This window comes from Pseudomonas putida group bacterium ESBL64 (assembly GCF_045277175.1).
Taxonomy (GTDB): Bacteria; Pseudomonadota; Gammaproteobacteria; order Pseudomonadales; family Pseudomonadaceae; genus Aquipseudomonas; species Aquipseudomonas alloputida.
In genome coordinates this window covers 3,971,387-3,985,468 of record NZ_CP145799.1, presented here as the reverse complement: position 1 = coordinate 3,985,468, position 14,082 = coordinate 3,971,387, and the positions used below count along the sequence as shown (strand labels likewise).

The 14,082-nt window shown below is 61.4% G+C and carries 13 protein-coding genes; 5 read left to right on the top strand and 8 right to left on the bottom strand.

Going from position 1 to position 14,082, the window contains the following annotated elements:
• Positions 1-66: 66 nt before the first annotated feature.
• The 3 genes from V6093_RS18150 to V6093_RS18140 form a co-directional block, all read right to left on the bottom strand.
• On the bottom strand, positions 67-2,355 hold the full coding sequence (locus V6093_RS18150) for an ABC transporter permease subunit (RefSeq protein ID WP_108078755.1): 2,289 nt from the start codon (positions 2,353-2,355) through the stop codon (positions 67-69).
• A gap of 138 nt (positions 2,356-2,493) precedes the next feature.
• On the bottom strand, positions 2,494-3,492 hold the full coding sequence (locus V6093_RS18145; RefSeq protein ID WP_047603727.1) for a phosphate ABC transporter substrate-binding protein PstS: 999 nt from the start codon (positions 3,490-3,492) through the stop codon (positions 2,494-2,496).
• A gap of 236 nt (positions 3,493-3,728) precedes the next feature.
• Positions 3,729-5,018 carry an MFS transporter gene (locus V6093_RS18140; RefSeq protein WP_014754877.1) on the bottom strand — a complete coding sequence of 430 codons (1,290 nt, stop codon included), beginning with the start codon at positions 5,016-5,018 and terminating at the stop codon, positions 3,729-3,731.
• A 361-nt stretch (positions 5,019-5,379) separates the two neighbouring features.
• Between V6093_RS18140 and V6093_RS18135 the strand changes: the two genes are divergently transcribed.
• Positions 5,380-5,778 carry an acyl-CoA thioesterase gene (locus V6093_RS18135; protein ID WP_003253317.1) on the top strand — a complete coding sequence of 133 codons (399 nt, stop codon included), beginning with the start codon at positions 5,380-5,382 and terminating at the stop codon, positions 5,776-5,778.
• Between the two features lie 71 nt (positions 5,779-5,849).
• A complete protein-coding gene (locus V6093_RS18130; RefSeq protein WP_406669575.1) occupies positions 5,850-6,746 on the top strand; it encodes a D-hexose-6-phosphate mutarotase in 897 nt (298 codons plus the stop codon).
• A 122-nt stretch (positions 6,747-6,868) separates the two neighbouring features.
• Here the strand turns inward: V6093_RS18130 and V6093_RS18125 are convergent, their stop codons facing one another.
• The 4 genes from V6093_RS18125 to purE form a co-directional block, all read right to left on the bottom strand.
• A complete protein-coding gene (locus V6093_RS18125) occupies positions 6,869-7,402 on the bottom strand; it encodes a DUF3299 domain-containing protein (RefSeq protein WP_003253310.1) in 534 nt (177 codons plus the stop codon).
• A 48-nt stretch (positions 7,403-7,450) separates the two neighbouring features.
• Entirely contained in the window at positions 7,451-7,696 is a 246-nt protein-coding gene (locus tag V6093_RS18120) for a GlsB/YeaQ/YmgE family stress response membrane protein (RefSeq protein ID WP_003253308.1), read from the bottom strand.
• 108 nt (positions 7,697-7,804) lie between these two features.
• Positions 7,805-8,887 carry a 5-(carboxyamino)imidazole ribonucleotide synthase gene (locus tag V6093_RS18115; RefSeq protein ID WP_003253306.1) on the bottom strand — a complete coding sequence of 361 codons (1,083 nt, stop codon included), beginning with the start codon at positions 8,885-8,887 and terminating at the stop codon, positions 7,805-7,807.
• Positions 8,888-8,897: 10 nt separating this feature from the next.
• Entirely contained in the window at positions 8,898-9,389 is a 492-nt protein-coding gene (gene purE, locus V6093_RS18110; protein ID WP_003253304.1) for a 5-(carboxyamino)imidazole ribonucleotide mutase, read from the bottom strand.
• 270 nt (positions 9,390-9,659) lie between these two features.
• On the opposite strand from purE, the gene V6093_RS18105 reads away from it, so the two are divergent.
• Complete coding sequence (locus V6093_RS18105) at positions 9,660-10,286, top strand: zinc-dependent metalloprotease family protein (RefSeq protein ID WP_047603729.1); 627 nt, start codon at positions 9,660-9,662, stop codon at positions 10,284-10,286.
• Here V6093_RS18105 and V6093_RS18100 read toward each other — a convergent pair.
• Positions 10,278-11,195 carry a LysR substrate-binding domain-containing protein gene (locus tag V6093_RS18100; RefSeq protein WP_003253299.1) on the bottom strand — a complete coding sequence of 306 codons (918 nt, stop codon included), beginning with the start codon at positions 11,193-11,195 and terminating at the stop codon, positions 10,278-10,280. The two genes, V6093_RS18105 and V6093_RS18100, sit on opposite strands and share 9 nt — an antisense overlap.
• Positions 11,196-11,377: 182 nt before the next feature.
• On the opposite strand from V6093_RS18100, the gene aspA reads away from it, so the two are divergent.
• Both aspA and V6093_RS18090 read left to right on the top strand, forming a co-directional pair.
• Complete coding sequence (gene aspA / locus V6093_RS18095; RefSeq protein WP_003253297.1) at positions 11,378-12,802, top strand: aspartate ammonia-lyase; 1,425 nt, start codon at positions 11,378-11,380, stop codon at positions 12,800-12,802.
• A gap of 230 nt (positions 12,803-13,032) precedes the next feature.
• Positions 13,033-14,025 (top strand): AraC family transcriptional regulator, encoded by a 993-nt coding sequence (locus tag V6093_RS18090; protein ID WP_003253295.1) that lies wholly within the window; start codon positions 13,033-13,035, stop codon positions 14,023-14,025.
• The last annotated feature ends 57 nt before the right edge of the window (positions 14,026-14,082 follow it).

Sequence of the window (14,082 nt, the reverse complement as noted above, 5' to 3'; positions counted from 1 at the left end):
CGCCTGGGGCGCCGCTCTTGAACCAGCCTTTGAGGGAATCCTTTTTCACGGATCGCTACCTTTCTATCAAAGCGACGAGTATTTCTTGCGCAGACGCTGGCGAATCAGCTCGGCCAAGGTGTTCATGATGAAGGTGAACATCAGCAGCACCAGGGCGGCCAGGAACAGCACGCGATAGTGGCTGCCACCGACTTCCGATTCCGGCATTTCCACAGCCACGTTGGCGGCCAGGGTGCGCATGCCCTCGAACAGGTTCATCTCCATCACCGGCGTGTTGCCGGTAGCCATCAGCACGATCATGGTCTCGCCTACCGCACGGCCCAAGCCGATCATCAACGCCGAGAAGATGCCCGGGCTGGCAGTGAGGATGACCACGCGAGTCAGGGTCTGCCAAGGCGTCGCGCCCAGTGCCAGCGAGCCCAGGGTCAGACTGCGCGGCACACTGAACACGGCATCTTCGGCAATCGAGTAGATGTTCGGGATGACCGCGAAGCCCATGGCGATACCGACTACCAGGGCGTTGCGCTGGTCGTAGGTGATGCCTAAATCGTTAGTGATCCACAGGCGCATGTCGCCGCCGAAGAACCAGCTTTCCAGATGCGGGCTCATGGTCAGGGCGAACCAGCCGGTGAACAGGATGACCGGAATCAGGATCGCCGCTTCCCAACCATCCGGTACACGCAGGCGGATCGACTCCGGCAGCCGGCTCCAGAAAAAGCCGGCCAGCAGGATACCGATCGGCATCAGCAGGAACAGGCTGAACACACCGGGCAGGTGGCCTTCCAGGTACGGGGCCAGGAACAGGCCGGCGAAGAAGCCGAGGATCACCGTCGGCATCGCTTCCATCAGCTCGATCACCGGCTTGACCTTGCGGCGCATGCGCGGGGCCATGAAGTAGGCGGTGTAGATGGCTGCGGCAATGGCCAGCGGGGCGGCCAGGATCATGGCGTAGAACGCGGCCTTCAGGGTTCCGAAGGTCAGCGGCGACAGGCTCAGTTTAGGCTCGAAGTCAGTGTTTGACGCGGTCGATTGCCAGACGTATTTCGGCTCGTCGTAGTTCTCGTACCACACCTTGCCCCACAGCGCGCTGAACGAAACTTCCGGGTGCGGGTTGCGCAGGCTCAACGGCAACAACTTGCCGCCTTCTTCGATGATGATGCGGTTGGCGCGTGGCGACAGGGCCAGCGTGCCAGGGCCTTCGGCAGCAGGCTCTACCAGCAGGGTTCGGTGTGCAGTGCTATGGAACACGCCCAGTTTGCCTTCGGCGTCCAGGGCGATGAAGCCCTTGCGGCGCTCTTCGGCGTCGATCTGCACGATCGGCGCCTTGCCCATCTGGAAGGTACGGATCTGCTTGAAGCGCGATTCGCCATCCGGGTCGCGGGCCATGAACCACTGGGCCAGCCCGCCCTTGGAGTCACCGATGATCAGCGAAATGCCGCCAACCAGCTGGGCCGTGGCAGTAATTTCGGTGTCGGCGCTATCAGACAACTTGTAACGGCCGTTGAGGCTCTTGTCGCGCAGGCTGAACACGTCGGCCGTGGCGCGGCCGTTGATCACGTACAGCCAGTGCTGGCGTGGGTCGATGAAGATATTCTTCACCGTCTCGGTCATTTGCGGCAGTTCGATGCGGTTCTGCTCGGTGGTGACCTCTTCGGTCATCATGTTTTCCGTGCGGGTCAGCTCGACCACCTGCAGGTGAGCACCGGTAGAACCGGCCAGCAGCAGGGTGTCGCCGTTGACGTTGACGCTGACGTGGTCCAGCGCACGCCCCTGCTCGTCGAGCACGAACGATTGCTCGCCGTACGGGTAGTCGATGCCAGGGGTGATGGTTTTCTTGTTGTCCGGGTAGGTGATCTTGTAGGTGTGCTGGAAAACCAGCGCCTGGCCATTGGACAGGCCCAGCACCACCAGCGCGCTGCCCGGCTGGTCAGTACTGATGGACGTGACTTGGGTGTCTGCCGGCACGGGTAGCTCGACACGCTTGAGCTCGTTACCGGTCTTGGTATCGAAGAACAATGCCTGGCCCTTGTCCGAAACACGCATCCCCACCTGATTCTGCTCTTCAAGCGCGATCATCAGTGGCTTACCGGCATCCTGCTGCAGCCATGTCGGCTCCAGGGCTTTCTTGCTGGTCAGCTCGGCGCCCTGGAACAGTGGCAACACCACATAAGCCAGGTAGAAGAAGATCAACGTGATTGCCGCCAATACGGCAAGCCCGCCTACCAGCACATACCAGCGGGTCAGGCGGTCCTTGAGCGCGCGCATGCGGCGCTTGCGTTGCAACTCGGGCGTATTGAAATCAATGCGCACGGGCTGGGAGTTTTGGGTCATGTTGGAATTGGCCAGATCATTCATGCGCACACCCTAGCGGTCCCGTGTGACAAAAACATTACAAAGTGGTGACGCGCGAAAGCCCGCCGCACAGGGAACCTGGCTTCGGACTGGAAATTCGTGGAAGAGGCCGGGCTGTGGCACCGGCCTCCTCTTAATTACTTACTTCTTTGCAACGTTACCGGCGTGCGACAGGCCCAGGTCAGCCAGGGTCTTCTCGACGACTTTGGCCGGCAGCGGGATGTAGCCATCCTTCACCACCACCTGCTGGCCCGCTTGCGACAGCACCAGCTTGACGAACTCGGCTTCCAGCGGAGCCAGAGGCTTGTTCGGCGCCTTGTTGACGTAGACGTACAGGAAGCGCGACAGCGGGTAGGTGCCGTTCAGGGCGTTGGCTTCGTTGTCTTCAACAAACTCGCCGCCTTCTTTCTTGGCCAGGGCTACGGTCTTGACGCTGGCGGTCTTGTAACCAATACCCGAGTAGCCGATGCCGTTCAGCGAGGAGCTGATCGACTGCACGACCGAAGCCGAGCCAGGCTGTTCGTTGACGTTAGGCTTGAAGTCGCCTTTGCACAGGGCTTCTTCCTTGAAGTAGCCGTAGGTGCCCGATACCGAGTTGCGGCCGAACAGCTGGATTGGCTTGTTGGCCAGGTCGCCGGTCACACCGACGTCGCCCCAAGTCTTGATCTCGGCCTTGCCACCGCACAGGCGAGTGGAGGAGAAGATGGCGTCGACCTGAGCCATGGTCAGGCCCTTGATTGGGTTGTCCTTGTGCACGAACACGGCCAGAGCGTCGACGGCGACCGGGATGGCGGTCGGCTTGTAGCCGTACTTCTGCTCGAAGGCTTGCAGCTCGACGTCCTTCATCTTGCGGCTCATCGGGCCGAGGTTGGCGGTGCCTTCGGTCAGCGCGGGTGGCGCGGTAGAGGAGCCGGCAGCCTGGATCTGGATGTTTACGTTCGGATATTCCTTTTTGTAGGCCTCGGCCCACAGAGTCATGAGGTTCGCGAGGGTGTCGGAACCAACGCTGGAGAGGTTGCCCGAAACACCGGTGGTCTTGGTGTAGGTCGGGATCGCAGGATCGACAGCGGCTACCGCGTTGGCGGTTGCAACGCCAGCGGCGGCAAAGGTAAGGGCCGCCATCAAACGCTTCAGTTTCATGCCTTGCTCCTAGCAGGAATATTGGGGTGTTGGATGGAACGGGCCCAAGTATCGGCAGGCCGCATGAACACGATATGACTTCATTATGACAATTGGATGAAAGGCCATCACTGAAAGCAGGTGTGGCCTCTTCGCGGCTAAAGCCGCTCCTACAGGTTCGGTGTCGGCCTTGAGGCCTGTGCCAAACCCTGTAGGAGCGGCTTTAGCCGCGAAGAGGCCAGTAGCCGTAGCGCAGATCAGCGCTTGTTGGCGAGCAGGTACAGGCCCACGGCCAGACCGACGGCGCACAGGCCTGCCACGTAGTAGGCAGGCGCCATCGGGCTCACCTTCAGCAGTGCGGTCACCACCATCGGCGTCAGGCCGCCAAAGATGGCGTAGGCCACGTTGTACGAGAACGACAACCCGCTGAAACGCACCACCGCCGGGAATGCCTTGACCATCACATAAGGCACCGCGCCAATCACACCCACGCACAGGCCGGTCACGGCATACAGTGGGAACAGCAACTCGGGGCGGGTCGGCAGGCTGTGGTAGAAGCTCCAGGAGCTGGCCAGCAAAAGCAGGCTACCGATCACGAATACCCGGCCCGCACCATAGCGGTCGGCCAGGCTGCCGGCACCAATACAGCCGAAGCTGAGCAACACGATGGCCAGGCTGTTGGCTTTGAGCGAGTCGGTCGGGCTGATGTGGTAGAAGCTCTGCAGCAGCGCCGGGGTCATCAGGATGACCACCACGATGCCGGCCGAAAGCATCCAGGTCAGCAGCATCGACAGGATGATCGGACCACGGTGGTCACGCAGCACGGCGCGCAGAGGCAACTCCTCGGCCAGTGCCTTGCGTTGCTGCATTTCGGCGAACACCGGAGTTTCGTGCAGCCAGCGGCGCAGGTACACCGAGAACAGGCCGAACACACCGCCAAGCAGGAACGGGATACGCCAGGCGTAGTCAGCCACTTCTTCCGCGCTGTACACGCTGTTGATCAGGGTCGCTACCAGCGAGCCCAGCAGAATGCCGGCAGTCAGGCCGGCGGTCAGGGTGCCGCAGGCATAGCCGGTGTTGCGAGCCGGCACATGCTCAGAGACGAACACCCATGCGCCCGGTACTTCGCCGCCGATTGCCGCGCCCTGGATCACACGCATCAGCAACAGCAGGATCGGTGCCCACATACCGATCTGCGCATACGTCGGCAGCAGGCCCATGATCAGGGTCGGCAGGGCCATCATGAAGATGCTCAGGGTGAACATCTTCTTGCGCCCGAGCAAGTCGCCGAAGTGGGCCATGATGATGCCGCCCAGCGGCCGCGCCAGGTAGCCGGCGGCGAAGATGCCGAACGTTTGCATCAGCCGCAGCCACTCGGGCATGTCGGCCGGGAAGAACAACTTGCCCACCACCGTGGCGAAGAACACGAAGATGATGAAATCGTAGAACTCCAGCGCACCGCCCAGGGCGGACAGTGAGAGGGTCTTGTAATCGCTGCGGGTCAGCGGCCGCGAGGGCTGCTCGATACTGCTGGGCACGGAAGTCATCGCTCGTTGTTCTCTTTGTAGGGCATGCAGGCCGCTTGGCGCGCGGCTTCTGGATTGGAGACAGGCGAAGATAGCAAATTGCCGAGCTACGCCGAAAGCGATACAAAATCCACACAGATATTCGTGAATGCGCGGTCGTCGCTGGCCGTTATGCCCTATATACTGGCATTTCGTAGGATTATGTTGCTCCTAACGTGGGATGTTGTGCGAAAACGCCGGTCACTATTGTCAGGCGGTTTCGCAGAGTTTCCCTACGGCCGCCCAGTGAAACGAAATCGGCGTAGTATGTTTCAAGCTGAATCGTTTACCCGGCCTTTGCGCCACACCAACGAAAAGCGTCACGGGTCAGAGGCCCCATCGCATGATTGAGCTCGAACAAGAAGATCCAATCCCGCAAGGCGACCTGGCCTTGCAAATCACCGCATTGCCGCGAGAAACCAACGGTTTCGGCGATATCTTCGGCGGTTGGCTGGTTGCCCAGATGGACCTGGCAGGCACGGCCATGGCCAGCCGTGTCGCCGGCGGCCGCGTAGCCACCGTCGCCATCGACCGCATGGCCTTCCTGGTGCCCGTCGCGGTCGGCGCACAGCTGTCTTTCTATACCCAGACCCTGGAAATCGGCCGCAGCTCGATCCAGATGATGGTCGAGGTGTGGAGCGACGACCCGCTGTCCAGCGAATGGCGCAAGGTCACCGAAGCGGTATTCGTCTTCGTCGCCATCGACGGCAGTGGTCGTACCCGCTCGGTGCCTCGTCGCTGAGCCACGCTGGCGGTAAACTCATTGCATCTGCCCGGGTCCAAGGCCCACTGGCAATCAATGAGAAGAACGCAATGGCTACCTTTCAGGTCGTAACCGAGCAACATGGCGAACTCAACTGCTGGCGTATCAGCAGTGACCGTGCCGAACTCCTGATCGCCCAGCAGGGCGCACAGGTCCTCAGCTACCAGCAGGTAGGCGAACCGCCGCTGCTGTGGCTGAGCGACCAGGCCATCTTCCGCCAGGGCAAGTCGGTACGCGCCGGGGTACCGGTGTGCTGGCCATGGTTTGGCAACCTGCAGCGCAACCCTGAGGCCGTCCAGGCCATGTACCAGGGAACACCGGCGCCTGCCCACGGGCTTGCGCGCACGCGTGACTGGAAATTGCTGGGTATCAAAGAAGTGGGCGAGACCCTGCGGATCGAGTTCGAACTGCCTGAAACGCGGGGCGACCTGCCCGGTTGGCCCCATGATGTCGAGCTGAAACTGGTGGTGGAGATGGGCGCAGACCTGACACTGAGCCTGACCAGCCGCAACATGGGCAATACCCCCGTGACCATCAGCCAGGCCCTGCATAGCTACTTCGCGGTCAGCGATGTGCGCCAGACGCGGGTCGAGGGTGTCGACGGGCTGGGTTATATCGAGACCCTGGCGAACTGGGAACAGCGCCAGCAGCAAGGGGCACTGATGTTTGCCGGGGAGACGGACCGGATCTACCTGAACACCCCGCAGACCCTCAGCATCGTCGACCCGCATTGGAATCGGCGGATTACCTTGGCCAGCAGCGGCTCGCGCTCGGCGGTGATCTGGAACCCGTGGACCGAGCGGGCGAAGGAGCTGGCGGACATGGCTGACGATGGATGGCAGCGAATGCTGTGCATCGAGACGGCGAATGTGTGGGATGACCTGGTGGAGTTGAAGCCTGGGGCGAGTCATTCACTGGGCGTCCAGATCGGTTGTGAAAATATCTGAGCCCTGCTCTTTTATTACCGGCCTCTTCGCGGGCTTGCCCGCTCCCACAGGTTCTCCACAAGCCTCGAAATTGTGGGTTACCTGTGGGAGCGGGCAAGCCCGCGAAGAGGCCGGGGCAATTATCAAAGGTCTGCGTCTTCCACCACCCTCACCTTCCCCGCATCCAGCGCATAGGCCGCGTCGGCCAGGTCATTGCTGACCTTCTCCACCTTCAGCTTGCCGCTGACCCACAGCGGTGTGTAGATGTCGTCGATCTTCAACCCTTTCGGGTAGCGCACAAGCACCAGCTGGTTCGGCGGCGGTGGCGGCACATGGATGCACGCCCCCGGGTACGGCACCAGGAAGAACAACGTACTGTTGCCCTTGGCGTCACTCTCCAGCGGCACAGGGTAGCCACCTAGGCGGATATCCTTGCCATTCATGGCTGCAACGGTCTTGGTCGAGTACATCACCGCAGGCAGGCCCTTGCTCTGCTTGAGGCCTCCCTTGGCGGTAAAGGTGCCCATGGCTTCCGGTGAGTTGTGGTCGATTTCAGGCATTTGTTCGAGTGCCTTCTGGTCCGACCTGGGCATCAGCTCCAGCCAGTCGGTTTCGGGCAGTTCGGCATGGGCCAGGGTACTGGCCAACAGCAAGGGGACAAGGAAAAAGGCACGCATGGAAATGCTCGGCAACTCGAAAGAATTGCCGAGCATTCTAACCAGTAATCAGCGTTTCTTGATGAATCCGTAGATCACCAGCAGCACCACGGCACCGACCAGCGCGCCAAGGAAGCCTGCCGCTTGCCCAGCCTGGTATATACCCAGTGCCTGGCCGCCATAGGTAGCCAACAAGGAGCCGGCAATACCCAGCAGGATGGTCATGATCCAGCCCATGCTGTCATCGCCCGGTTTGATGAAGCGGGCCAGCAGGCCGACGATGAGGCCGATGAAGATGGTTCCAATGATACCCATGGCAATCCCTCTGCAGTGAAGTTGGAACAAGCCAAAGCCTAGACGGGCTTCGGCTTGTTGCCATATTCAGAGGGCATGCCGCTTGCGGAAGTTCGATTCGAAGCCCGATCAGTTGCTGATCAGCGCCTCTACTTCGGCAATCTTGCGCTCGAGGGTGGCCATGTCAGGGCAGCGCAGGGTGGCGTGTCCTACCTTGCGGCCAACCTTGAAGGCCTTGCCGTAGTGGTGCAGGTGACAGTCGCCGATGGCGACAACCTTGTCCACGGCCGGCACTTCACCGATGAAGTTGAGCATCGCGCTCTCGCCCACCTTGGCGGTCGAGCCAAGTGGCAGGCCGGCAACGGCACGCAGATGGTTCTCGAACTGGCTGCACTCGGCGCCTTCGATGGTCCAGTGCCCGGAGTTGTGCACGCGCGGGGCGATTTCGTTGGCCTTCAAGCCACCGTCAACCTCGAAGAACTCGAAGGCCATCACGCCAACGTAATCCAGCTTCTGCAACACGCGGCCGACGTAATCTTCGGCCAGAGCCTGCAGCGGGTGTCCCTGGCTGGCTACCGACAAGCGCAGAATGCCGCTCTCGTGGGTATTGTGCACCAGCGGGTAGAAGCGGGTTTCACCATCGCGGCCACGCACAGCCACCAGCGACACCTCGCCGGTGAACGGCACGAAGCCCTCCAGCAGGCATGGCACGCTGCCCAGCTCGGCGAAGGTACCCACCACGTCTTCTGGCGTGCGCAGCACCTTCTGGCCCTTGCCGTCGTAACCCAGCGTGCGGGTTTTCAGCACGGCCGGCAGGCCGATGCTGGCCACCGCGGCGTCCAGATCTGCCTGCGAGAGGATGTCGGCGAAGGCCGGGGTGGGGATGCCCAGGTCGCGGAACATGCTCTTTTCGAACAGGCGGTCACGGGCGATGCGCAGCGATTCGGCGCTGGGGTACACGGGCACGAACTGCGAGAGGAAGGCCACGGTCTCGGCCGGGACGCTTTCGAACTCGAAGGTGACCAGGTCGACTTCGTCGGCCAGCTGACGCAGGTGGTCCTGATCGCCGTAGTCGGCACGCAGGTGTTCGCCCAAGGGCGCAGCGCAGGCGTCCGGTGCCGGGTCGAGGAAGGCGAAGTTCATGCCCAGCGGGGTACCCGCCAAGGCCAGCATGCGGCCCAGCTGGCCGCCACCGATTACACCGATCTTCATGGGTTGAGCCTCAAGCCTGGCGCGGGTCTGGGTTGTCCAGCACGGTGTCGGTCTGTTCCGTGCGGAACTGCTTCAACGCCGCGTGGTACTGCGGGTACTTGGCGCCCAGAATGCTGGCCGACAACAGGGCAGCGTTGACCGCACCGGCACGGCCGATGGCAAGGGTGGCAACCGGCACACCGGCTGGCATCTGCACGATCGACAGCAGCGAATCGACGCCCGACAGCATCGACGACTGCACCGGCACGCCCAGCACCGGCAGGTGGGTCTTGGCGGCGCACATGCCTGGCAGGTGGGCTGCGCCACCGGCACCGGCGATGATCACCTCGATGCCACGGCCCTCAGCCTCCTCGGCATACTGGAACAGCAGATCCGGGGTGCGGTGGGCGGAAACCACCTTCACTTCGTAGGGAATGCCGAGTTTTTCCAGCATATCGGCGGTGTGGCTAAGGGTGGACCAATCGGACTTGGAGCCCATGATCACGCCAACCAGTGCACTCATCGTCGAGCCTCTCCTGCAAGCGCCTTCTGGCGCGCTAAAAGCAACAAGCCACGCAGGTGGGCCGGCGTGGCTTGTCATACGGATTCTGAATCGACCAGGTCGGCCGAAGGCGCGGGATTGTAACGTATTTAAAGGCTGGCCGCCCACCCCTACAAGCACATGCCGGATCAAAGGGCAAGCTGTCTCGTGGGACAACTTTTTCCTGCTGCCTCGGGGTCGACGAGTGCTGCACGCTCGCAGCCCTTAACTCGCGCACTTTGGTACGTCTACATGAAAACTCCATGCTTTTTCGCACTTTCGTTTGGCCTGGTACTCAGCTTGCAATTGCCAAGTGCTTCGGCGGCCCACTCGCTCACCGTCACCGTCTATGTGCACGACGACCTGGCCGATATGCACGACGGGCAATTGAACGAAGACTTCTTCCAGCATTGGCTGAACGAAATGCGCCGTTTCAGCCAACATCCCATCGAAGTGATATTTCGACGCAATGTAAAACACATAACCGATATTGCTTATGCAGGAATGCCGTCCGAAAAGCTCCTGGAAGCTTTCAGCCAGCAGGTGTATGCACAACAGCGACACCGGCTCTACTCTCTCATGGACAAACATCTCCTGCTCACTCGCAACAGCTACGATCATAGCGGCCTGAACTACAACGCCGGCTTGGCCTATTTCAAGCAGAAAACGGCCATTGCCTCTGTGGCCGCATACGGTGCTGCCGCTCATGAAATTGGCCATCTGCTAGGCGCCACGCATGAAGACGCCGAACTGAAGTTCAATGGCTGGGTGTGCGAAACGTACACGCACCCCCGTGTACCGGCACGATCCAACTGCTACCGCTACAGCGACAGGAATCGTGCAAATATCACTGATTACCTGACATACAACTCAAATTGACGCTTCACCTTGTGCGCCAGACGACTCCAGCTTGCGCCATAGCAAGCGGACGTTAGCCTTACGCACCAAAGCACAGCGGTACAGGCGGATTTCCAGCGGCACATGCCATTGGCTACCGCCGCAGATCGCCAGTTCACCGCGTTCGAGCTCGCCACGCATCGACAGGCGCGGCACCCAAGCGATGCCCATCCCCTCCAGGGCCATGCTCTTGAGGCTGTCGGCCATGGCGGTTTCGTAGACGGTGGTATAACGCAGGTTGCGCTGGCGCAACAGCAAGTTGACCGAGCGGCCGAGGAATGCGCCGGCGGTGTAGGCTAGCAACGGCACACTGCCCTCGCCCTCCAGGTCGAACAACGGCTTGCCATCGGCATCCACGGCGCACACCGGCAGCATTTCAGTGGTGCCCATGTGCAGCGACGGGAAGATCTCGGCATCCATCTGCAAGGCCGCGTCCGGGTCATAGAACGCCAGCATCAGGTCGCAGCCGCCTTCGCGCAGTGCATGCACAGCATCTCCGACGTTAGTCGCAACCAGGCGGGTGGCGATGTTCAAACCGTCGTTGCGCAGCTGGGCCACCCAACGGGGGAAGAAACCCGACGCCAAGGAGTGTGCCGCAGCTACCTGCACCACTTCGCCCTGCCCGCCTTCCAAGTGATGCAAATGGCGGAGAATTTCGCTCAACTGGTCGACAACAGTACGCGCTGTGACGAGAAATAGCTGACCCGCCTCGGTCAGCTCGATGGGTGTGCGAGAGCGGTTCACCAGTTGCAGGCCTAACGCCGCCTCAAGGCTGCGAATGCGCCGGCTGAAGGCCGGTTGGGTCACGAAACGCCGCTCTGCGGCCTGGGAAAAACTGCGGGTAGCGGCCAGAGCACTGAAGTCTTCCAGCCATTTGCTTTCAAGGTTCACGAAGCACATCTCCCGGCGCGCACCAAAATGGAACACGCTCGAATATCAATTGGCGTCACATGAAACACTATGCCGTTTGTGCATAGGTTAGCGTGCAATAGCATTGGCCGCAAAAACACCTTCAGGCCTAGGATTGGCGCCATTCCGGCATGTGCCGGGTCAAAATCGAGATGATATACATCATGTCCTCTGCTGCATCGTTCCGCGTCGAAAAAGACTTGTTGGGTACCCTTGAAGTTCCTGCAGATGCCTACTACGGCATCCAGACCCTGCGCGCTGCCAACAACTTCCACCTCTCCGGTGTTCCGCTGTCGCACTACCCGAAGCTGGTCGTGGCCCTGGCCATGGTCAAGCAGGCCGCTGCCGACGCCAACCGTGAGCTGGGTCACCTGAGCGATGCCAAGCACGCTGCCATTTCCGCAGCCTGCGCCCGCCTGATCAAAGGCGATTTCCACGACCAGTTCGTGGTTGACATGATCCAGGGCGGCGCTGGTACTTCTACCAACATGAACGCCAACGAAGTCATTGCCAACGTTGCGCTGGAGGCCATGGGCCACCAGAAGGGTGAGTACAAGTACCTGCACCCTAACAACGACGTGAACATGGCGCAGTCGACCAACGACGCCTACCCGACCGCAATCCGCCTGGGCCTGTTGCTGGGTCACGACGCGCTGCTGGCCAGCCTTGATAGCCTGATCCAGGCCTTCGCTGCCAAGGGTAAAGAATTCGACCACGTACTGAAGATGGGCCGTACCCAGCTGCAGGACGCCGTCCCGATGACCCTGGGCCAGGAATTCCGCGCCTTCGCCACCACCATGACTGAAGACCTGCAGCGCCTGCGCTCGCTGGCTCCGGAACTGCTGACCGAAATCAACCTGGGCGGCACCGCCATCGGTACTGGCATCAACGCCGACCCTGGCTACCAGGCCTTGGCCGTACAGCGCCTGGCCACCATCAGCGGCCATCCGCTGGTACCCGCTGCCGACCTGATCGAAGCCACCTCCGACATGGGCGCCTTCGTGCTGTTCTCCGGCATGCTCAAGCGCACCGCGGTCAAGCTGTCGAAGATCTGCAACGACCTGCGCCTGCTGTCCAGCGGCCCGCGTACCGGCATCAACGAGATCAACCTGCCAGCGCGTCAGCCAGGCAGCTCGATCATGCCAGGCAAGGTCAACCCGGTTATTCCAGAAGCTGTGAACCAGGTGGCCTTCGCCATCATGGGCAACGACCTGGCCCTGACCGTCGCCGCCGAAGGTGGTCAGCTGCAGCTGAACGTGATGGAGCCGCTGATCGCCTACAAGATCTTCGACTCGATCCGCCTGCTGCAACGCGCCATGGACATGCTGCGCGAGCACTGCATCGTCGGCATCACCGCCAACGAACAGCGCTGCCGTGAACTGGTCGAGCACTCGATCGGCCTGGTTACCGCACTGAACCCGTACATCGGCTACGAGAACGCCACCCGTATCGCCCGCGTTGCCCTGGAAAGCGGCCGCGGCGTACTGGAACTGGTGCGCGAAGAGAAGCTGCTGGACGACGCGATGCTCGACGACATCCTGCGTCCGGAAAACATGATCGCTCCACGTCTGGTTCCGCTGAAAGCGTAATCAGGCCGCTGTAAACAGTCTCACCAGGTCGAGGGACTAGACACCTCTCAACCTTTCCAAGGCCCGAGCGCTTGCTTCGGGCCTTTTTTTTGCCTGAAGGTTTTGGAGGCCGCTATGCAGGCCTTCGCGACACCCGGCCGCGCCGGCAGGGTATGTGGTTTGCCTGCAGCCCCGGATATCGGCACACAACTTGCTCCATAATGCGTCCCAGCCCAACGGGATTACCCAGCATGCTGCACAGCCACCTGACCACCCTCAACGCAGTTTCGCTGATCCTCAACGTCTTCCAGGCAGACGGTTGCGAGGCGTCGGCGTTGCTGGCCGGCAGCGGCATTGGCCCGGCAGACCTGGGGCATGCCGATGCGCGCATCACCACCCAGCAGGAGCTGCAGGTTTGCGCCAATGCTGTGGCCCGGCGCGAGGACATTGGCCTGGAACTGGGCCAGCGCATGCGTGTGTCGTGCTACGGCATGCTCGGTTACGCGCTGCTCTCCAGTGCCACTTTGGGTGACGCCTTACGCCTGGCGCTGCAGTATCCGGCACTGCTGGGAACAGTCTTCAAGCTGCGCTTGCTCGACGACGGCCAACGTGTCTGGTTCAGCGCCAGCGATTACCAGGACAGCCCGGCGCTGAGCGCTTTCAACGCCGAGTTCTGCCTGGTGTCGCTGAAAGTCATCTGTGACGACCTGCTTGGCCGGCCGTTGCCGCTGCTTGGCGCACGCTTCGAACACCCTCGCCCTGGTTACCACGCGCTCTATGCCGAAGCGTTTCAATGCCCGATCGGTTTCGCCGCCGAGGACAATGCCTTTGCCTTCGAACGGCGATGGCTGGATATGCCGCTGCCGCTGGCCGACCCGATTACTCACAAAGCCATGAGCGAGCGCTGCCGGCGCCTGAACCTTGAATTCACCGGTCGCCAGGCATGGCTGGGGCGGATTCGCCAGCTGCTGGCGCAGCAACTGGACGCAGCACCCGGGCTGGAAGGGCTTGCGCGGCAGATGAACTGCTCGTCGCGCACCCTCCGCCGGCATTTGCAGGCGCTGGGCAGCAGTTATCAACAGCTGCTGGACGAGCTGAGGTTCGAGCGGGCCAAGCAGTTGCTGGCCGATGAGCAGATGCCGATCTACCGGATTGCGGAGACTTTGGGGTTCAGTGAGACGGCCAGTTTTCGGCATGCCTTCCAGCGCTGGAGTGGCGTGGCGCCCAGCCATTTTCGTGGTTGACCTGTTCTGGCCTCTTCGCGGGTAAACCCGCTCCTACAGGGGCGTCACAACCCCTGA